Source organism: Lachnospiraceae bacterium KGMB03038, from assembly GCA_007361935.1.
Taxonomy (GTDB): Bacteria; Bacillota; Clostridia; order Lachnospirales; family Lachnospiraceae; genus Massilistercora.
In genome coordinates, this window is record CP041667.1 from 3,130,719 (window position 1) to 3,151,286 (window position 20,568).

Below are 20,568 nucleotides of genomic sequence, written 5' to 3' on the forward strand. Positions count from 1 at the left end.
CATGTTACTTTAATACTAAACAAGCGGAGCCAAAATCATCATCTCCGCCATCAAAAATCAGGACCAAGAAAGGGGACATCTATTATGGAAAAAATCACAACAGATAAAATCGCGAAATCAAACGGACCGTATTCACAGGGATATACCCACAACGGGTTCTTCTTCTGCGCCGGACAGATCGGAGTCGAACCTTCCACCGGCGAGCTCCATGTACACACGATCGAGGAACAGACCGACCGGGCCTGCCGCAATGTAGGCATCATGCTGGAAGCGGCCGGAACATCTTTCGAAAAAGTCATCAAAGCCAATTGCTTTATCGCAGATATGGACGATTTCGACGCATTCAACCAGGTCTACGCCCGCTACTTTGTGTCCAAACCAGCCAGGACCTGCGTGGCGGTCAAAACCCTTCCCAAACACGCGCTCTGTGAGATCGAAGTCATTGCGGCCGTTTAATTAGGGCCGGGGGATTTTTAAAAATCCCCCGGCCCCGTCTACAATTTGGACACAATTAATTCAATTTGCTTTTAACTTCTTTCCCCGCCATTACAGCCTCGATATTCCTGCGGAAGAATTCATATCTTGTCTTATGGAATTTTAATCCATCCGGCATCCCGGCTGTATGAGGCGTCAGGATTACGTTTGGCAGTTTCCGCAGTTCGCTGTCCAAGGGCAGAGGTTCTTCCTCAAACACATCCAGGCAGGCGCCGCCGATCTGTCCTGTCTTCAGCGCTTCGATCAGATCCGGCTGGCAGATGATGCCGCCTCTGGCTGTATTGACCAGAAGAGCCGTATCTTTCATCTTCTTAAAACTCTCTTTCCGGAACATATGCCGGGTCTCGTCATTCAGATAGACATGCACCGTAATGATGTCGGACTCTCGGATAAGTTCTTCCAGCTTCACCGGGCGCACATACTCCGCGCACTCTTTTACGAATGGATCATATCCCAGCACGTGAATGCCCATTGCGCTGCAGTAGGCCGCCACTCTTTTCCCGATGGCGCCAAGACCGATGATACCAATGGTTTTCCCCCGCAGCTCCGCTCCGTTATAGTAGAGTTGTTTCTCGTCCTCTCCCTGCTTCATAAACGCGTCAAGGAAAGGCAGATTCTTGTAATACCCTAAGATCATGGCAAATGTGTGCTCTGCCACAGCGTCCGCGTTGACGCCGGCGGCGTTAGCCGCCTTGACCCCATGTCTGGTACAGGCTTCGATATCCACATTGTCATACCCTGCTCCGGTCTGCACCAGCTTCAGCTTGGACGCTTTCTCAAGCAGAGCCTCATTTACCTGGATATGCTCCGGGATCAGTACGTCCGCATCCGCCACGTGTTCCCCTTCCTCTCCCGGCTGTACCGCCGTGATCTCCCAGTCTTCCGGGAATACCTGCCGGATCCGGGAAACGGTATCTTCTGTATAATATCCTACGATCAGTATTTTCATCTTCTATTCTTGCTCCTTCCAGGTCATTTTCTCCCAGGCCTCAAAAAATACCCGTTTGATGTTGGCGATCACCAGTTCCTCCGGCTCATCGCCAAAGGGACCGACTTCAAAGGAAACCAATGGTTTCCTGGTAGCCCCAGGTCTGGAAAAGAATCCGGTCTTCCCAAGGGTGGTCAAAAATCTTGCCAGTTCTTCTGCGTCCACCTCAGAATCCGGCACCCCAAAGGGCAGGTGTTTATCTCCAAAGTATGGTTTCTCCATGTCTTTCACATAAGAATTGCCAATGTGGACATGGCTCAGATAGTCCTTTGCCTGCCACAGCGCTTTGTGAGAATCCTCCCGCATCACCGGGAAATGGCTCTGGTCCAGCAGGATTCCTACATTTTCATATTTTTCTTTCACTCTTCTTACAATGGCCACGGCTTCATTGGTAGGGCCAAGGAGATAATGACGGTCAAAGTACCGGTCTCCCGTCTCTACAGAAACTACCAGAGTATACTCCTGATCCGCGGCGGCCTGCCGGGCGTACTCGCAAAGCTCCATAAGCGAGCGCTCAAAGGCCTCCAGCATAGCGTCCTTTTCTTCTTCCGTGGTGTATTTTCCTGTCACCACATGCATGATCCGGGCATTCTCCTGATAACACTGGTCGATCAGCCGTTTCCCGGATTCCACAGAAGCCTTGCGCTTCTCTTCATCCAGGCTGCTCAGGTCCATTCCAAGACGCCTTACCGCGTCCCCTCCATTGAATACAACCTGAGCGCCTGCCAGACGGGCATACTCTCTCGTCATTTCGACGATCTCATCCTCCGGTGTATAGGAGACTTCCACCACTGTGAAGAAGGGGTCCGCAAGAATCGTCATCAGTCCCTCAAAAAACCGATCCTTATCATCTGCGATCCCAGAGAATAATTTGGGAAGTACGATGCCCACATCAATGTATGATTCCCAGCTTTTCTGCATGGTCTTATTTCCTCCTTAAACGGTCGTTTTATACGATATACCCTTCTTCGATAAGAGCCGGCAGATCCCGGACGCTCTCGATCACATGAGTATGCCAGTATTTTCCCCAGGCGCTGATCGGGGTAGAGCCGGATGTCACGCCAATGACCGCGCGGCAGCCTGCGTTATAGCCTTCCAGCATATCCGCGGGAGTGTCTCCGATCTTGATGACGCTTCTCACGTTCTGGATATTCAGCTCCTGCATCGCGTGATACAGCATGAAGGGAGCCGGGCGTCCTTTTCCTTCCGGAACCATATCTAAGTCCACCGCGCAGTCAACCAGACCGTCTCTTACCCATCCCAGGCAGTCGAAGATCGCCTGATTGACATCGGAATGAAAACCTGTATCTGTAGCAACTTTAATACCATTTTTATGGCACCATTCAAATACTTTTGAAGATCCCTCGATTTCCTGACAGTCATGCCGGTAGTAGTCGATCATGATCTCTACATAACAGTCATAGATCTTCTTTGCCAGCTCATAGGTATCTTCAAAAATGTCTTCCTCAAATCCTCGGAAATCCATGATCCTTCCCTGGCTCTTCGCGATCAGGAACTGATACAGGTGGATCTTGTTGGTTCCCATCAGATTGGCGATCTCGTCCGGTGTCGCCTTAAGATCATATTGTACCGCCGCTTTATACAAGCAGTCCCTGACTGCGTTATCGTCCTTTACTGTTGTTCCTGCCAGGTCAAATACTGCCAGTTTGATCTGTTGATTCATACGTTTGTCCTTCCTTCCATTACTAAAGTTCTTATCATCGCCGGGATATCTGTGATCTTTCGTTTCCCGCCGTCTAATGAAAGCCGCTTCCCCGGATCGTAGGCCAGGAAAAAGCCGTTCATTTCTCTTACATGCTCCGGATCATACCCATGGAGCCCTTTCATATCATGGTACTTTTCTTCCGCGCGCTCCATAATGTCCTCAGAGCAGGAGCCAGCCGCCATCTCCAGGATAGCCCTGGGGCGCTGTAAGCTTCCCTTTTTATTTTCCTCAGCATCCAGGCTTTCTTTGTCAAGCCAATGGATCTTCTCGATCTTTCCGCTCTTTTCCAGACAAGCTGCCACAGCCTTATTTCTTTCTTCCGGAAGCTGGCTGAAAAACTGCATGCAGCCGCTGCCGTCGCTTAGGAAATGGATCTTGCCCTCATCGATCTCCGTCTCATATCCGTGATCTCTCGCGTAGATATTGGGGAAGAAATTTTCCTTCTTATCCAGCATTCCATGGTCTGAGAAAAAGATCAGCTTCTCAATGCCGCAGGTCTTGGCCGTCCGGATCAGCTCTTCTACATAGGCGATCATGTGATCGCAGGCTTGGGCGGTCCGCTCATTTTCTACACCATAAATATGGGCCGCTCCATCATACTCTTCAAAATGGGCCGCGATAAAATCCTTATCTCCCTGCTCCATCTCCTGCTTTAACAATTCCAGAGCCCGCATATCTTTCTCATACGCGGCTTGGACGCCGGAAGCCTCTTCGTGGGTCGTCAGGTCTTCACTGTGATTTACTCCCGGAAGCCCGTCTCCCAAAGGCCAGTTGATACTTCCGCATTTTAATCCTTCCGCGTCAAATTCATGGACGATCGTATCTTCCGGCATGATCCGCTTTGCCTCTTCTACTGTAGGATGATAAAGAGATACCTGCTGGAATCCCGGTCCCTCCATTACCAGATTCTCCATGATCCCGTGTTCTTCTGGAGTTTTTCCGGTCAATATACTCACATGTGCAGGAACTGTGATGGACGGATATACCGTCCAAAGCTCCTGCACATGGATGTCAGAACCGTGATATTTCCAGGCATTCTCAAAAACCTTTGCCGGCATCCCGTCCAGGGATACCAATATCACTTGATTTTTCATAGACTAATTCCCATTCACTTCATCAAGAGCCGCCTGGGCTGTCGCCTGGGCCTCATCCAACGCTTCCTGAGCCGGTACGTTTTCAATCTCTACCTGGTCGCAGGCAACAGAGAGCGCGTCATAGATCTTTCCGCCTGTTGGGTCTTCCGGCAGGATAGAAGCGTGTGTGGACTGCTGGAACGGTACCAGCGCCTGTGGATTCTCTTCGGTATATGCCTTAAACTCTTCTACATCCTGAGTAGAAAGACGAACTGCTACATAGCCGGTCTCCATGGACCATTTTGCCTGGTTCTCCGGTGTGGTCATAAATTTCATAAATTCATAGACACCCTGTTTCTCTTCATCGGTAGAACCTTCCAGCATAACGTTCTGGAGAACTTCCGCGGTCGGATAAGAAGGATTCTCGCCCCAGCCCGGCTGCTCAAGCGCCGCTACAACACTAAAGTCAAGGTCTGCCTGGTCTCCGGAAGAACCGGTATAGCCGCCTGCCTTATCCTGCAGAACATCATCAATGGTATTGTACCAGTACTCCCAACCCTGTCCGCCGGAATGGATCTTCATAATTCCGTCGTCGTGGATCCACTGACGGAAGCTTTCCCATACTTCTACCCACTCCTCAGAGTTGATCATAACTTCTGTTCCATCTTCATTAAGAAGGGTTCCTCCGTTGCTGAACACCGCGTCTACCAGATTTTTATATCCCCACATCGGCTCCCAGCCTACCATGCTTCCGCCTGTAGTCTCTGTGATCTTCTGGGCTGCCGCTTCCAGATCCTGCCAGGTCTTGATAGTCGTTGGATCAATTCCAGCTTCTTCAAACGCGGCAATATTATAATAAAGTACCTGAGTTGTTCCATATGCCGGGAAGGCGAACAATTTGCCCTCTTCATCGATACCCTGGTCATAGAACACATCCATATAATCTTCTCTGTCAAACTCTTCGTCTGCTTCCACATAAGGATTGATGTCCGCGATCAGATCCTTGTCCGACAGATTTCTCGCCTTATCCACATCGATCAGAGCTACGTCCGGCGCATTGTCGCCGGCGATTCCTGCCTGCAGTTTTTCATAAGTCTCTGTATAATCTGCCTGTGTAGATCCTACGATCTCATATTCATCCTGAGAAGCGTTAAACTCTTCGATCATATCAGTCAGTACGTTGACGGCTGTCTTTCCGCCTGAGTACCAGTATTCAATCTGGATCTTACCATCCTCTGTGGTGGTTGTCTCACCGGAATTATCGGATCCGCCGCAGCCTGCCAGCATTGACATAGCCATGATTCCGATCAGTCCACAGGAAATCAGTCTTTTAAATTTCATAACTTTTAAACTCCTTTCACATATCACTTGTGTTTTTTCTTTTCTATGTCTCGCTTTCGTGTTCCATCTTACATGGGACTCATTAAATCATCTTCAAGCCTCTTTAAAAACTTTGTAAAAGGAGGAATGTAAAGTTTTTCTTTGGAGCGTTGCTCCGCTTTCCTTTTTAAACAAACTTTTCCTTAGATTTCAGGATATTTTCTTTAAATCTCTTCTCATCGCTCTGGAAGAGCCCTTCGCATAAAAGGTCGATCAAACCGATCTGAGCGATCCTGGAGGCCGCCTTCTCCCCTCCCTCAAAGGATACCGCGGGAGTGACGAACACATGATCACAGCAGGCGGCGATAGGGCAGTCTTTCGTTCCCAGGATTCCCACCGTCTTTGCCCCGCTCTCGCTGGCAAGCCTCATGGCGTCCAGCACCATCTCCGTCGTCCCCGACTGGGAAATGGCGATGGCAACGTTTCGCCCGTCCAGATACTCGGCGCTGACCTTCTGCAGAAAAAGATCCGAATAGGTCCGGCAGGAAACTCCCATGTGAAGCAGCCGGCCTGCCAGTTCTCCCGCCACAAAAGCCGACCTCTCCGCCCCGAAGATCTCTACTGATCTGGCTTTCTTCAGAAGCTGGATCACATCCTGGAATTCCTTCTCCTGGATCTTAAGCGTCATCTCCTCCAGCAGTTCCATATCCTGTCGGATCACTTGAGTAGGAATTCCTTTCCTTCTATTTGTTGAAACGCCGTCAGGCTCTTCTCCTGCTATGCCTCTATTTTCCCGCCCGCGCTCTTCCTGGCCAGACTGTTTCAGCACACCATTGCGGAACTGCTGCCAGCCGCCATACCCCAGCCGCTGTACCGTCCGCACTACGGTTGGCTGTCCGGTCCCGGCTCCCGCCGCGCACTGGCGCAGAGTCATCTCTTCTATCTCCTCTTCCTTAGCCAGCAGATATTCCGCGACCTTTTTCTCTCCCTTCGTCAGATTTCCAAACTCTAACCGCAGATCCTGCTTCCACCTTTTTTCATTCATGTATCATCGCTCCGTTTTTTCTTATTTCTTTCTTCTGGATCTTTGGCCTCTTTACAAACTTTTGACAAAAGACCAGTCAAATCCCCCGCATTTCCGCCCTAAACTTCTGTTTTTAAGCCTCCGGGTTTATCTTTTCTTAACATTTCTTTACCTGTTCTTTTCTTTCCCTCTTTCTCCCGGAAACGCAGACAGGCTGAACCAGGGATTTCCCTGTTCAGCCTTTTCTTTCTATAACTTGTTAGACTCTTTGCTGCGTATAGGCGTCAAAGATATGTACCTTATCCATCCGGAAAGAGAAATTCGCATTGTCTCCTCTGCCGATGGTGCTGTCTGCCGGCACACGCACCGCCACATCCTTCTTCCCATACGCCAGATACAGATAAGTCGCAGCCCCAAGCTTCTCACATACCCGCACGCTGCTGGCGATCCCATCCGGATCCAGAACCATATCCTCCGGCCTAACGCCAACGATCACTTCCTCCCCAATGTGGTTCTTCTCATCCATCCGTTTTGCCGTTTCCGCGGATAAGGGGAACAGCCGGTCCTCGATCTTCAGACATACCTGTCTTCCTTCGTCCACCACACATTTCCCGTGGAAGAAATTCATCTGGGGCATCCCGATGAATCCAGCTACAAATACATTGGCAGGCTCATCATAGAGTTCTCTTGGCGGGGCTACCTGCTGGATCTCCCCGTCTTTGAGGACTACGATCTTCGTTCCCAAAGTCATGGCCTCTGTCTGATCATGGGTCACATAGATAAATGTGGCGTCTAACTGCCGGTACAGTTTCAAGATCTCGCCCCGCATCTGGGTCCGCAGTTTGGCATCCAGATTGGACAAGGGCTCGTCCATCAGGAATACTCGGGGTCTGCGGATGATCGCCCTGCCGATGGCCACTCTCTGCTTCTGTCCTCCGGACAGTTCGCCCGGTTTCCGGTCCAGTACCTGAGATAAATCCAGAATCTTTGCCACTTCCTCCGCTTTCTTTCTTCTCTCCGCTTTGGGCACCCGCTGGATCTTCAGGCTGTAAGCCATATTTTCCCAGACAGACATATGGGGATACAGCGCGTAGTTCTGGAACACCATCGCCATATTCCGGTCGCAGGGCTGCACCTGATTGATGATCTTCCCATCCATGACGATCTCTCCCTGGGAGACGTCTTCCAATCCCGCGATCATGCGGAGTGTGGTAGACTTCCCGCAGCCTGACGGCCCCACAAAGATCACAAATTCCTTTTCTTCTATTTCCAGCTGAAAGTCCTTTACTGCCTTAAATCCATTTTCATATTCTTTATATACATGCTTTAATTGTATGCCGTTCACAGTGATTCCTCCTTATCCCTTCATTCCTGTATCGCCGCCGATTCCGCTGATGAACCATTTCTGTGTGAACGCAAACAGGATCAGAAGCGGCAGCACGATCACTGTACTTCCCGCCATGACCATCGCCCACTCTGTCCCATAGGCTCCGCCTTCGATAAAGAACTTGCGCAAGCCCTGGGATACCAGCATCTTGGAATCAGAATCTGTGATCAAGGATGGCCACATATAATTGTTGTAACAGGTGATAAAGTTCATCAGTCCAAACGTAATAAAAGAAGACTTCGTAATCGGACATACCACTTTCCACAGGATCTTCCAATGACTTGCCCCGTCGATCCTGGCCGCCTCGATCAGGCCTTTGGGCACCTGCATGAATGCCTGCCGCAGCAGGAAGATTCCGAATATGCTGACACAGTTGGAGATGATCAGACCTGTAAAGGTATCCAGCAGCTGCATGTCAGATAGAATAATATAGCTGGGTATGTATGTAGCCGCTGTCGGAACCATATAGGTACACATGATGATCCCAAACAGGATTGCACGTCCCTTAAAGGTAAGAAATACGATGGCGTAAGCGATCATCGCTCCCGTCACGATCTGGATCACCAGCGTAAACACGGACACAAACAAACTGTTTCCCACATACCGCATCAAAGGTGAATCCGTAAATACGCTCACAAAGTTCTGCCACTGGAAAGTCTCTGGGAAAAAGTGGCTCACATCCATGATCTCCTGTTTGGTCTTCAGCGCGCTTATGATCATCCAGATAAAAGGGAAAATGGTGAACACACTGAAGATAAAAAGGATCACTGCCTTCCCGCTGCCTCTTAACGCTTTTCCTATACTCATCACGATCCTCCTTCCTAATAGTGCACCCATTTCTTGGATGCGGTAAACTGCACTGCTGAGAGCACTATCGTGATCAGGATCAGCACGATGGCCACTGCTGTTGCCTGTCCCATGCTGAATTCTTCAAACCCAAGCTGATAGTACATATAAAGAAGCGTTCTGGTGCTTCCAGACGGTCCTCCCTGTGTCAGGATCTGAATCTGATCGTATGCCTGCAGAGAATTGACCATTGTAATAATAGACAGAAAGAATGTGGTAGGAGATACTCCCGGCAATGTTACATCCCGGAATCTCTGCCATCCTTTCGCCCCGTCCAGAGAACTGGCCTCATACAGTTCTTTTGGCACCTTCTCCAGCGCGGACAGATAGAAGATCATGGCATATCCAAGGCTTTTCCAGATGGTCACGATGATCACCGCCAGCATTGCGGTATCGGAGCTGTTGATCCACTCCAGCGAAGGGAGATGGAGGAAATTCAAGATTGCGTTGGCGATTCCGGTATCCGGGTCATAGATCCACACCCACACGATAGAAATCGCTACCGTTGGTGTGATCCAAGGAGAGAATAAGATAAACTTCACGATCCCGCTTCCTTTAAACGCCTTCTGCATGAGAAGGGCCAGCATAAGTCCCAGCACGATCGTTGGGATCAGAGTGCCCAGACAGAAGACCACCGTATTCCACAGAGCATCGTAGAACCGGCTGTCCTGGAACAGATCGAGAAAGTTCTGAAAACCTACGAAATTATAATCCGGCGTCATATAGTCCCAGTCGGTAAAGCTGATGTATACCGTTCTGAGAATAGGGTAAATCCAGAATACGATCAGCGGGATCATCGCCGGAAGTACAAACGCGCTGACCGTACCTATTTTCTTCAATCGGATTTTCTTTGTCATGATATCAATCCTTCCTTTTCACTTAAGCTTTGGCAAGACTGGATATATCATAACAACCGACTTTTAATAAAAGTTCAAGGCAATATTAAATGTTTGTAAACCAGGAGGGCTTGGAAACAGGGCCTCTGGAGCGTTGCTCCGGATTTTTGCCCCATTGGATTCCCACAGTTTCTCACTTTGGGCAACCACGGGGATTCGCGGAAGAAAAAACGGAGTTTTGCTCCTTTTTCAGCGCAGGATTATTAAAGACGTCCCGCAGATCAACAAAAGAATTTCTTTATTGTTAAAAAGAAAAGCAGCCTGTTTTTAAAACCAGACTGCCTATTTCTCTCTTTCTTTAAATTTTGCTCTTTACTCTTCTTCCATCAGCTTCTTATAATAGCCATCCGCCATATACAGCGCTGCTGCCGGATTATGTCCCAATACCCGGTCTTTCGTCACTCCTGTAGTGGTCAGCGCTTCTGAATACTTATAAAAGAGACTGTCATGTCCCACGCAAAGTCCCATGACCACATTCAGATCTGTCTTGGCCGCATTTAAGAGCTTTGCCTGCAAGATCGGGTTGCACATGTGGTTTCCGATCTGACAGCATTCTTCCGGGATGCCTACTTCCGTTTTGGGCACCGCTCCCACTTTACATGCCGCGCCATATACCTCAAAGCCATGCTTCCGCAAAATCGCCGCCAAAGTCCGGCTCTCTTTCAGAAGCCCCACGCAGGTGGCGATACCGATCTTCTTCGCCCCGATCTTTTTGGCAAAGGCCATGATCTCTTCCACCCGCGTATACTTGCAGTAGTGTTCATACTCCACTTCCGCCGCGGCAACCATCACGGCATGGTTTTCTTCTTCTGCGTAACACGCCAGGGCATCCTGCAGGATTTCCTGATCCATGTGGGTGGTCAGGCAGAACGCCGGGTAGGTCTTATCTCCTTTGTCGCAGTTTTTGACCGTACAGTCGATACAGGACATTTCTTCTGGTTTCATCGTTTCTTTTTACTCCTTTTCCTCATTCTTTCGCATCTTTAATTTCAGCCGGGCCAGCGCCTTCCTGGCGTCCAGCTCATTTACCGTATTCTCCGCCAGCACCGTAGTCTCGTCTCCTGCCGCCCCTGTCTTTTCCATGGCTTTGTAGTAACATACCACATCCTCCGCAAGATGACTATTTTGTACCACAAAGTCTTTGGCCGGCACCATGCTGAGGGCCACCACCGGCACCCCTCTTTCTTCTGCCGCCTCAATGGCATGAGCGTAGTCTACATGATTATTCCCCAGCCCGTTGCAGGAGAAAATCGCTCCGTCCGCCCTGGCGCACTCCAGGCTCACGCCGACTCGTTCTGCCGACAGATATTTATCCTCATTATCGTCAGGAGACCCTACGATGATGATCCCCCGAAGATTCACATCCCCGTCCTCGGATACTGCTTCCACCAGAGGATCTCTATAATAATGCAGGGATGTTTCCTTCATACTTGTTCCGATTCCCACAGCATTTCCCTCCTTTTTTGACGCCGCTCTCTCGCTTCATCCATAGTTAATCCATAGCCCGCATGACTCCGTCCCGGAACTCATTAGGGGTCACCAGCGCCGGCATGCAGCCCATGTCGATCACAGAGCGTCCTCCTTCAAACCCGCAGGGTTCATGGCCAAACATCCGGGTATCATAAACCGCCCCCTGGCCAGACACCTCTTTCACAATGTAAACGTCCTTGCGCCATGGCTCATAAGTCTCCTGGAACACATGCTTTTCCGTACATTTATAACCGTTAAATTTCTTCATCTGCTCCCGGAAGATCTGGCAAAAACGGTCGCAGGCCCGGTGAGCCGCATCCGGTCCCGGACGGTCCGCCCAGGTACCTTCTCTTAGCACTACATCAAAAGAGATCAAAAGATCGCTCTCCAAAGGTGTTCCTGCCCGTCCCCAGGCCACCTTCTCTCTTAAGATCCCGTCGCTTCCCCCAAAGTTGCAGACCTGTCTGCCGCTTTCGTCGATGCCTGTCAGCAGTACATAAACTCCCGTCAGGGTGTGGGTGATCCCCTCCCCCACTTTGCCCAGTACTTTTGTCGAAATAGGGATCACATCCATGATGGTGTTGGTATGCTGCTCATGCTCGTCCGGCCGGATGATCCGGATCTTGATCTCTTTGATCAGCGGCTCTTCCGCCAGGATCCGCCGCGCCGTCTCCTGGCACACCGTCATACGGCCGTCCACCGTTACCCTGTTTTCCTCCCCGTAACTGACATCCGTCACGTGATAAGCACGCACCGTAAGTCTTGAGCCCGTTTCCATATTCCTGCGCCTCCTTTTTTCGCTTTCTTGTCTTCTATCCACTCTAACCCGTACTCTTATTTCGCTTCATGGTCCAGGTACCAGGCCACGATCAGATCCGCCATCCGGTCATAGCTCTGCACCCCTTCCTCCTGACCGTTGGCCTTCAGATAATTGTCGTTGACCTGATCCGCCACTTCCGCCACCCGTCCGTCATACTGATCCCAGAACTCATTATTAGCCTGCAGATCCGCCTTTACTTGGGGCAAGATCTGACTGTGGATCTCTTCCCAGGTATCATAATCCGCCTCATAGAGCACGTTCATACAGTTGATCCATCCCAGCATACTGCCGCTGTATTGAAATTGGGGGTCTTCCGACTTGCGGCAGGCCAGAAACGCAATAAAATTGGCCTCTTCCTCCTGCATAAATCCTCTGAGGTGGGACAGCTCATGGCAGGCGGTAAAGGGAATATTATAGTCTGTCATCTCCGTGTTATAATTTGCTTCTATTGTGAAGGGAGAATAGATGCCCGTCAGCTTCTGCACCGACAAGATCCAGGGATTCAAAAGTCCTTTGGGCCTGGGATAATATCCCCGAAGCTGTGGATACTCTTCGCCCAGAGCTTCCATCGCCTCCACCGCCTTTGCATCCGTCAGATCTTCCATCTCCATCAGCCCCTGGTCATCCCGTTCTACCCCTCCGGCATATTGGTTCACTTCCTGAGTCAGCCAGGCGCACACTTCGGCCAGCTCCTGGACGGTATATGTATCTGCCTGGATTCCCGCGCTCTCCGCGAAAGAATCCCGGTAATAATTGACGCCGCAGTTCATCATATAAAGGAAAAACAGAAGCGCCCCCGCCAAGACCACGCTGCGTACCCAACGCAGACCAGCCCCCGGCGCGCCACTTCCCCGCATCTTGCAAAACACCAGCCTCGCCAAGCTTCCCAACAGCAAAAGAAGTACTATGTACAGCAGAATTTCCGAGACAGAAAAGGGGGCCAGACCTGCCGCCCGGCCGATCACTCCCACTAAAATAGGATAAATATGCGTACTGTACCATTGGCCGAATCCCGGTACCATTCTTGCCGCTGCTCCCAGCAGGATTCCCAGCCCAAGAAATACTCCGGTCAAGATAAGTTTTATCCGCTTTTTCTCCGCTGTCTGATTCTTCATCTGCTTTCCTTATCCGTTTCTTCTTCTATTTTCCCCGTCTTGTCTTATATTTTTATTCTAGCATATCAGGAAATGGTTTGAAAGCAGATATCATTTCCAGTCACCGTCAATTTTGCCTCTGTATTGATAGGGATTGTAAGCGCATCTCCTATATGTCCGGCGTTTACTCCGCAGGCTACCGGACCTCTCGCTGCTTCCAGCGCTTCCCGCGCAAGCTGGAGAGCGCTTCCCGGCCGCCCCGGCGTATCACAGTCTGTCAAGGCTCCTACCACGACTCCCGCAGCCTCCTGTAATTTCCCCGCCATGGCAAGCTGGGTAAGTATCCCGTGGATACGGTAAGGCCGTTCTCCTACTTCTTCGATAAACAGGATCTTTCCCTTGGTGTCAATCTCCCAGGGCGTTCCCATCAGGCGGCTGATCAGGGTCAGATTGCCTCCCGTGATCCGCCCCTGGCCGCAGCCCTCCCGGAGCGCCTTCATACCCGACCCATCCAGATTGGCAAAAATCCTCGGACGCTCCGGCTCCGCCGCCATTTCCAGAAAAAGTTCCATCGCTTCTGGAGTTGCCGGCCGCTTAACGCTATAGAGAGTGGGCCCATGAAACGTAACCAGATTTGTTTTTTGACTGATCGCCATATGCAGCGCTGTATTATCGCTGAATCCGGAGAATACCGGCCTGTTTGCTTCCAGCGTCTCATAATCCAGATACTCCAGCAGAGTCATGGTTCCATACCCGCCCCACATACAGAAAATTCCTCTGTTTTCCTCATCCCGGATCACCTGGTTAAATATGGACGCTCGTTCTTTCGGGGATCCATGACGGAAGGCCATATCTTTGGAGAATGTTACTTCAAATCCTTTCTTCTCCAAATATTCACGCGCTCCCTCCATACCTTCTTCCGTAAACGCGTTTGCCGGATCTATAACGCAGATCCGATCCCCCGGCCGCAGCGGTTTCGGATAAATACTCTTCATACTTGCAATTTCCTTCCCGTATTTAATTTATACAGATTTCTGGCTTTATTGTATCACTCTCCAGACTCCCGCGCAAACGGAGGCGGAAGAATCTTGCCTTTGGAATCGCAGTAGATCACATCCCAGATCAGATAATGTCTGTAATGAAAATCTGTCCGGTAGATTTCCAATTCATAGACCGCCTCCGGCCTAGGGCCGTTGATACGGATATTTTCTTCGACCACCTCTTCCGCCACCTGTTTCCGGTCAATTGGAAGAAGAGAGTTTACCACCACGCAGAGTCGGATGCTGGCGCTTCCCTGGCTGGTGAAAATAGAAGAACTATACACCTGGATGGGCCTGCTCTCACAAATGCAGAAGCCTCCCAAAAGCACCGCCAGCACAATAACTGCCGCTTTTATTTTTCCCCGCTTTTTCAATGCTTTCTCCCTGTTTTAATTTATACTATATTTATTTACAGTGTAATTTAATACATCTACTTTTTCAATCACAATCTGGGTATACTGATGAAAAGGCGGTGTGGGGTTGAAAATGAGCAAGATTATCATCAATATAGAAGCTGTCCTGGCAGAAAAAGGCGTCAGCAAGACTCAGCTTTGTTACGCGTGCAGACTTCAGCGTACCCAATTGAATAATTACTGCAAAAACAAGGTATCACGGATCGATCTGAACACGCTTGCTAAAATCTGTGATTTTCTGCAGTGTGACGTGGGCGAGATCCTGCGGCTTGAAAAAGAGGATGAACAAGAAGAGACATAATAAGGAAGGCGGCTTCCATCTGACGCCTTCTTTTTATGTCTTTTTTCATACAAAACTGTTGACAAACTCTATCGCCGGCGTTAAGATATCCTTAGTTTTCGCACTTTAAACAGATAAAATTTTACAGTGCGAATATGGAGGATATTCTTATGATCATCGTATTAAAGCCAAATTCAACAAATGAACAGGTAGCCCGTGTAGAACAGCTTGTGAAAATGCGTGGACTGGACACCCATATCGTTGTAGGTACAGGTCAGACGATCATCGGCTGTATCGGCGATACTTCTCGCATCGATCCTCGCTTATTCGAGGTCAACCCCTATGTAGATAAAGTTATGCATGTCCAGGAGCCCTATAAGCTGGCAAACCGGGCATTCCATCCAGATAATTCTATAGTAGACGTGTCCGGCGTCAAGATCGGAGACGGCCATCTTGGACTGATCGCGGGACCCTGCTCTGTAGAATCAATCGACCAGGTGATGGAGATCGCCAAGTCCGTGAAAGCCGCTGGGGCCAATCTCCTGCGGGGCGGCGCGTTCAAGCCGCGGACCAGTCCTTATTCTTTCCAGGGACTCGGTCTGGAAGGGCTGGATATTTTATGCCAGGTCAAAGAGGAGGTTGGACTTCCCATTGTAACGGAACTGATGTCTCCAGAGTATCTGGACATTTTCAATGAAAAGGTAGATCTGATCCAGATCGGCGCCCGCAACATGCAGAATTTTGACCTTCTCAAACAGTTGGGACAGGTAGACCGGCCGATCCTCCTGAAGCGAGGCTTAAACGCCACCTATGACGAATGGATCATGTCTGCGGAATATATTATGGCTTCCGGAAATGAAAATGTCATCCTGTGCGAACGGGGGATCCGTACCTTTGAAAGCTATACCCGCAATACCCTGGATCTGCAGAGCATCCCGGTACTGCACAAACTGACTCACCTTCCAGTGATCGTAGATCCAAGCCATGCCGGCGGGAAGTGGTGGCTGGTGGATTCCATGTCCAAAGCTTCCATTGCGGCAGGGGCGGACGGACTGATGGTAGAAGTCCACAACAATCCCGAGTGCGCCCTATGCGATGGAGCCCAGTCTCTGAAACCGGAGAAATACGAGCATCTGATCCAGGACGTAACACAGATCGCAAAGGTCGTTGGGAAACAAGTATAGGATTAAGGAAACGGAGATTTACTATGGAACTGACTGTTGATCTTGGAGAAAAAAGCTACCCTATTTATATTGAAAATGGGATATTATCCCAGGCGCTTCCTTATATTAAGAATGTTTTCCCAGGGAAACGGATCATGATCCTCTCGGACGACAATGTTTACCCGCTCTATGGACAGCAGCTTTTCAATCAGCTTTCCGGCGCTTACGACTGCCGCACCCTGGTTCTCCCCCACGGGGAGACCGCGAAAAATTTCCAGTCTCTGCCCCGGATCTATGAGGCGCTCCTTCAGGCGGGTATTTCCAGAAGTGACCTTGTGATCGCCCTTGGAGGGGGCGTGATCGGGGATCTGGCCGGATTTGCCGCGGCCAGCTTTCTCCGGGGCGTGAAGCTCATACAGATCCCTACCTCCCTGCTGGCCCAGGTGGACTCCTCAGTTGGCGGGAAAGTGGCCGTGGATCTGCCTCAGGGCAAGAATCTGGTGGGCGCTTTCTTCCAGCCCTCCCTGGTCCTGATCGATCCTTCCGTGCTTGACACACTGCCGGAACGTTTCCAGAAAGACGGCATGGGCGAGGTGATCAAGTACGGCTGTATCAAGGACGCCCGCTTATTCCAGATATTAGGCAGCCATTCCTCTTTTGCGGATTTAAAACCGGATCTTTCCCATATCATTTACCGCTGTGTAGACATCAAACGCCAGGTGGTAGAACAGGACCAGTTTGACACCGGCGAACGAATGCTCCTAAATTTCGGTCATACCCTGGCCCATACCATCGAACAGCATTTCCATTATGAACGGGAAAGCCACGGGGAGGCGGTTGCCATCGGCATGTATCAGATCAGTAAGATCGCGGAAGAAAAGGGGCTGACCTCTCCCGGCACGGCCGCTTCGATCCTTTCCCTTCTTGAGACTTATGGACTGCCCCACACCTGCGGTCTTTCCATGGGAGATCTGATGGGCGCGATTTCATTGGATAAGAAAAATCTGGGAAATCATTTGAATGTGATCCTGCTCCACGAGATCGGAGACAGCTATATTTATCCTACGGATGCGGGATTCTTCGCCGACAAAACTCGAAAGGTTTAAGCAGAACAATCCAGCGCGGATATTTCGTCTAACTCTATAAACAATCAGAAATGGAGGATCCTTTGATGAATACAGAGAAAAAATTAGAAGGAAAGATCGCCGTCATCACCGGCGCCGGAAAAGGTATTGGCCGGGAAGCCGCTCTTGCCGTGGCCGCGGAGGGCGCCACAGTCGTAGCCGTCGCCCGGACTCAGACAGATCTGGATAAAACTGTAGAACTGATCCAAGAGGCAGGCGGAACCGCCATTTCCCTCTCCAGAGACTTGACTGATGCAGTTCAGGTACAGTCCATGGTGGACACTGTGGTAGAAAAGTATGGACGCATCGATATCCTGGTCAACAACGCAGGCGGGTATCCCTCTGAGATCTACGACAAAGTAAAACAGCAGGCCATCAAAATCTGGGAATGGTCAGAAACACAGTGGGATCAGATTATCAAAACCAATCTGAAAATTCCCTTCTTATGCATCAATAAAGTTGTTCCCGTCATGATCCGTCAGAGAAAGGGCGACATCGTCAGCGTATCCTCCCGTATGGGACGTATCGCTTCCCAGATGGGCGCTTACGCCGTGGCCAAGGGCGGCATTGTTACTCTGACAAAGACAACCGCCATCCAAACACAGGAATACGGCATCCGGGCCAACGCTGTGGCTCCCGGCATGGTAGATACGCCGGGTCAGCGGGTATATAACCATAACGTAGGCCAGGATAATGCCAAGATGGGCAGCGCCGCAGACGTGGCAAAAGCGATCCGGTATCTCCTTTGTGATGCTCCAGATGTCATGACCGGACAGGTGCTGGATCTATTTCCGACGGTATAGTTAATCGGGGCCGGGGGATTTTTAAAAATCCCCCGGCCCCAATTAACTATTTATACCTCCAACACTTCCGGCAGCTCAATTCTTCCGCCGCTCTTCGTCTCGTATTTTTTTACCGGCCACTTTCCGGCAACAGACAAGATTTCCTGCGTCCCCTCCACGTTCATCACTAATTCTGCTGACTTTGCGCCAGTTACCGTCACGTACCATTCGTACGCTTGATTTTTCTTCATTTTTCGTTCCTGATGATACAGCACTCCGCCGTCAGACAGCATATATCCTACCGGTGCTCCGTGTGCATGAACCATCCACTCATTTTCATATCCCAATTCCCGGTACATCTGCTCCTGCAGGCTGAAGATCTCCCTGAAAGGAATTCCTTCTACGCTGGCCGCAATGATCTCTGCCTGGATCTGATTTACAATGTCGTAGGTTTCCCTCAGCTTTTCCGGCGCTTTCCCCAGGCAGAACATTCTTGCTGTGTTGGAGTGGAGTCCGTACTTCCGCAATACAGGTGACAAGAGCACTGTCTTCTCAATCCTCTTATCTGTAGGAGTACAATGGCGATACGACTTGATTCGTTCATCACTTCCAAGAAGCAGCACATCCACTTCTGCTCCATATTCAGCGCATAGCTTCAGGAACTCTTTCTTCAGCTGGTTCTCTGTCATTCCTGGTCTTAATTTCTGCGCTGCCTTCGATAAGATGATTTCTGTAAGTTCTCCCAGTTCCCGGTAGCGCTCCACTTCCCGATCGGTCATGGGATATTCCAGCTCATAGATGGCCTCCAGGTCAAATGTCCCTCCTTTCAAGGGGATATCTGAAACAAATTTACTCCCTTCCAGGAGTGTTTCAATATAGCTTTCTTTCCCTGGAGATTTCCAGTCTAGTTCCACCAAACGGAAATCCATTCCTTCTAACAGCTCTCCTGCTGCCTTTTTCCCATCGGCCCGCATGGATACCGCAATCTTTTCTCTCTCTGTGATCACCAGATACACGAAACTCTGTTCCTGGCAGAGCACTACGCCGCCCTCACGGCCTCCTGTCAGCCAAGAGAAATCGTCCCGCCGGCCAAGTACCATGGCCTCATATGTTTCCTCCTTTAAAAACCGCCGGATTCTTCCAATCTTTTTTTCAAAATCTGTCATATTCTCACTTTCTATTCCAAAAGATCTCTTTCTGGGACATTCTAATCAACTTCAATATGATGATAGACCTCTACGCCCAGGTATTTGCCCAGCGCTTCTTCTAAAACATCCGCATTCCAGCCCCGGTTCATAGCTACATGATGTTCATAGCCGTTAGCGCAGATATAATGCATCATAGATTGGAGTCCTGGCGCGCGGATAATGGCCACACCTCCCAGAGTATCGATCGCATCCTCCACAAACTCGCCCTCTCCCACATACATCTTTACAACACCTTTACCGTCATCGGTAGAAATCTTCCCATAAGTCATCCTGCCTGGAGCGATCACTCCCTTACAGGCGCCGAAACAATTTTCCTTCCCAAGGCTATTACCAAGGATATCCAGACTTCCGATGGTGAAATCAGCATTGATAAAAGATTTAGGAAAATTAGAGCAATGGATTCCGATACACATATTTCGATCCTCTCCAAAGCTGTTGTTCCAGTCCAAATAGCCGGACGGTGACAGGCTTGCCAGATACATTGCGTACATGGTTACAGCGCCCATTACATCTCCCTCACAGGACATAGGGATTCCTTCCTCGCCTAACATACTCATGGTCAGACAAGTGGCGCATCCATAATTCTTTTGAACCGCATCCCAACACTGGAGCGATCCTGCCTGGCAGTCATTTTCCTTCATCCATTTCTTGATTGTTACGTATAATTTGGCTTGTTTGATCACATTTTCATCTGCTACTCCGTCCTCCAGTGTCCCGTAAGCTCGTATACGGCCAGCTACCTCTCTTACCTCTTCGTTTTCCTCCTGGCTTAACGCGGCGAAGATAATCTCAGCCATATCTACCGGAATTACCTGTACACCAATCTTCTGCAGCAATTTCTCAGAATAGCGAACTGTCTGGAAGGCTGCTGGCCTAGTTCCTATCTGCGCCACGCGAAGTCCTTTCAGCCCGCTTACGATGCGGCAGATTTTTGCGAAATTCTCAATATCTTTTGTAAACACATCACTGTTAATGGCGCAGGTATGATAGGTGGTATCTGTAAATGGAATTCCGTACTGATATAAATTATTACACACTGACAATTTCCCGCAGAAAGCATCTCTTCTTCCCGCCAGATCCATCTTATCCTTTTCATCATCGCATGCCTGCACCAGCACCGGTACGCCAAGATCCGCCTGATCAATGGCACTTACTACGCCGACTTCATCCCCGAAATTCGGCAGACACACGATGATTCCTTGGATCTCTTCTTCCTTTTCCCGGAACAATCTGGCACATTTCTTCGCATCTTCCTTCGTCTCCACTAATCCGTACCGGGTAGTCTCCTCGTCCAGACATACCGTGCTATACCCTAAGTTCTCCAGCTTTTGCAGCAGCTCTTTACGTCCCGCCGATGCCAGCAGCGGATTAAAAAAACCGCGAGTTGACACGATTACTCCAAATCCTACTTTTTTCATA

22 protein-coding genes are annotated in these 20,568 nt (G+C 49.9%); 5 read left to right on the top strand and 17 right to left on the bottom strand.

What is annotated here, in order from left to right; translation table 11 throughout:
* Positions 1-84 precede the first annotated feature (84 nt).
* Positions 85-456 carry a regulator gene (locus FND36_15420; protein ID QDW75306.1) on the top strand — a complete coding sequence of 124 codons (372 nt, stop codon included), beginning with the start codon at positions 85-87 and terminating at the stop codon, positions 454-456.
* 55 nt (positions 457-511) lie between these two features.
* On the opposite strand, the gene FND36_15425 is transcribed toward FND36_15420, so the two are convergent.
* The 15 genes from FND36_15425 to FND36_15495 all read right to left on the bottom strand — a co-directional run bounded on the left by FND36_15425 (position 512) and on the right by FND36_15495 (position 14,553).
* Positions 512-1,444, bottom strand: coding sequence for a phosphoglycerate dehydrogenase (locus tag FND36_15425; GenBank protein QDW75307.1), 933 nt, complete (start codon positions 1,442-1,444; stop codon positions 512-514).
* 3 nt (positions 1,445-1,447) lie between these two features.
* Positions 1,448-2,404 (bottom strand): sugar phosphate isomerase/epimerase, encoded by a 957-nt coding sequence (locus FND36_15430; protein ID QDW75308.1) that lies wholly within the window; start codon positions 2,402-2,404, stop codon positions 1,448-1,450.
* 28 nt (positions 2,405-2,432) lie between these two features.
* Positions 2,433-3,167 carry an HAD family hydrolase gene (locus FND36_15435; protein ID QDW75309.1) on the bottom strand — a complete coding sequence of 245 codons (735 nt, stop codon included), beginning with the start codon at positions 3,165-3,167 and terminating at the stop codon, positions 2,433-2,435.
* Positions 3,164-4,303 carry an alkaline phosphatase family protein gene (locus FND36_15440; GenBank protein QDW75310.1) on the bottom strand — a complete coding sequence of 380 codons (1,140 nt, stop codon included), beginning with the start codon at positions 4,301-4,303 and terminating at the stop codon, positions 3,164-3,166. The genes FND36_15435 and FND36_15440 overlap by 4 nt, the downstream gene beginning before the upstream one ends.
* Positions 4,304-4,306: 3 nt before the next feature.
* Complete coding sequence (locus FND36_15445; protein ID QDW75311.1) at positions 4,307-5,623, bottom strand: ABC transporter substrate-binding protein; 1,317 nt, start codon at positions 5,621-5,623, stop codon at positions 4,307-4,309.
* 166 nt (positions 5,624-5,789) lie between these two features.
* Positions 5,790-6,647 carry a MurR/RpiR family transcriptional regulator gene (locus FND36_15450; GenBank protein QDW75312.1) on the bottom strand — a complete coding sequence of 286 codons (858 nt, stop codon included), beginning with the start codon at positions 6,645-6,647 and terminating at the stop codon, positions 5,790-5,792.
* Positions 6,648-6,885: 238 nt separating this feature from the next.
* Positions 6,886-7,971: a sn-glycerol-3-phosphate ABC transporter ATP-binding protein UgpC gene (ugpC, locus tag FND36_15455; GenBank protein ID QDW75313.1), complete on the bottom strand. Its 1,086-nt coding sequence runs from the start codon at positions 7,969-7,971 to the stop codon at positions 6,886-6,888.
* A gap of 12 nt (positions 7,972-7,983) precedes the next feature.
* On the bottom strand, positions 7,984-8,820 hold the full coding sequence (locus FND36_15460) for a carbohydrate ABC transporter permease (GenBank protein QDW75314.1): 837 nt from the start codon (positions 8,818-8,820) through the stop codon (positions 7,984-7,986).
* Positions 8,821-8,834: 14 nt separating this feature from the next.
* Positions 8,835-9,716, bottom strand: coding sequence for a sugar ABC transporter permease (locus FND36_15465; GenBank protein QDW75315.1), 882 nt, complete (start codon positions 9,714-9,716; stop codon positions 8,835-8,837).
* A 351-nt stretch (positions 9,717-10,067) separates the two neighbouring features.
* Complete coding sequence (locus FND36_15470; GenBank protein QDW75316.1) at positions 10,068-10,700, bottom strand: DUF1847 domain-containing protein; 633 nt, start codon at positions 10,698-10,700, stop codon at positions 10,068-10,070.
* Between the two features lie 9 nt (positions 10,701-10,709).
* The gene (locus FND36_15475) at positions 10,710-11,201 is read right to left on the bottom strand and encodes a proline reductase (GenBank protein QDW75317.1); all 492 of its coding nucleotides are present in this window, start codon (positions 11,199-11,201) and stop codon (positions 10,710-10,712) included.
* Between the two features lie 46 nt (positions 11,202-11,247).
* Positions 11,248-12,003 carry a proline reductase cluster protein PrdD gene (gene prdD, locus FND36_15480; protein ID QDW75318.1) on the bottom strand — a complete coding sequence of 252 codons (756 nt, stop codon included), beginning with the start codon at positions 12,001-12,003 and terminating at the stop codon, positions 11,248-11,250.
* Positions 12,004-12,059: 56 nt separating this feature from the next.
* Positions 12,060-13,160 (bottom strand): DUF3810 domain-containing protein, encoded by a 1,101-nt coding sequence (locus FND36_15485; GenBank protein QDW75319.1) that lies wholly within the window; start codon positions 13,158-13,160, stop codon positions 12,060-12,062.
* Between the two features lie 65 nt (positions 13,161-13,225).
* Positions 13,226-14,134: an LD-carboxypeptidase gene (locus FND36_15490; protein ID QDW75320.1), complete on the bottom strand. Its 909-nt coding sequence runs from the start codon at positions 14,132-14,134 to the stop codon at positions 13,226-13,228.
* Between the two features lie 53 nt (positions 14,135-14,187).
* A complete protein-coding gene (locus FND36_15495; protein ID QDW75321.1) occupies positions 14,188-14,553 on the bottom strand; it encodes a hypothetical protein in 366 nt (121 codons plus the stop codon).
* 112 nt (positions 14,554-14,665) lie between these two features.
* On the opposite strand from FND36_15495, the gene FND36_15500 reads away from it, so the two are divergent.
* The 4 genes from FND36_15500 to FND36_15515 all read left to right on the top strand — a co-directional run bounded on the left by FND36_15500 (position 14,666) and on the right by FND36_15515 (position 17,962).
* On the top strand, positions 14,666-14,893 hold the full coding sequence (locus tag FND36_15500; GenBank protein ID QDW75322.1) for a helix-turn-helix transcriptional regulator: 228 nt from the start codon (positions 14,666-14,668) through the stop codon (positions 14,891-14,893).
* Between the two features lie 149 nt (positions 14,894-15,042).
* A complete protein-coding gene (gene aroF, locus FND36_15505) occupies positions 15,043-16,056 on the top strand; it encodes a 3-deoxy-7-phosphoheptulonate synthase (GenBank protein ID QDW75323.1) in 1,014 nt (337 codons plus the stop codon).
* 23 nt (positions 16,057-16,079) lie between these two features.
* Positions 16,080-17,141, top strand: a complete 1,062-nt coding sequence (gene aroB, locus FND36_15510; GenBank protein ID QDW75324.1) for a 3-dehydroquinate synthase — start codon at positions 16,080-16,082, stop codon at positions 17,139-17,141.
* 50 nt (positions 17,142-17,191) lie between these two features.
* A complete protein-coding gene (locus FND36_15515) occupies positions 17,192-17,962 on the top strand; it encodes an SDR family oxidoreductase (protein QDW75325.1) in 771 nt (256 codons plus the stop codon).
* Between the two features lie 50 nt (positions 17,963-18,012).
* On the opposite strand, the gene FND36_15520 is transcribed toward FND36_15515, so the two are convergent.
* Together FND36_15520 and FND36_15525 are read right to left on the bottom strand one after the other, a co-directional pair.
* The gene (locus FND36_15520) at positions 18,013-19,107 is read right to left on the bottom strand and encodes a M24 family metallopeptidase (GenBank protein QDW75326.1); all 1,095 of its coding nucleotides are present in this window, start codon (positions 19,105-19,107) and stop codon (positions 18,013-18,015) included.
* A gap of 41 nt (positions 19,108-19,148) precedes the next feature.
* Entirely contained in the window at positions 19,149-20,567 is a 1,419-nt protein-coding gene (locus FND36_15525; protein QDW75327.1) for a fucose isomerase, read from the bottom strand.
* Between the last annotated feature and the right edge of the window lies 1 nt (position 20,568).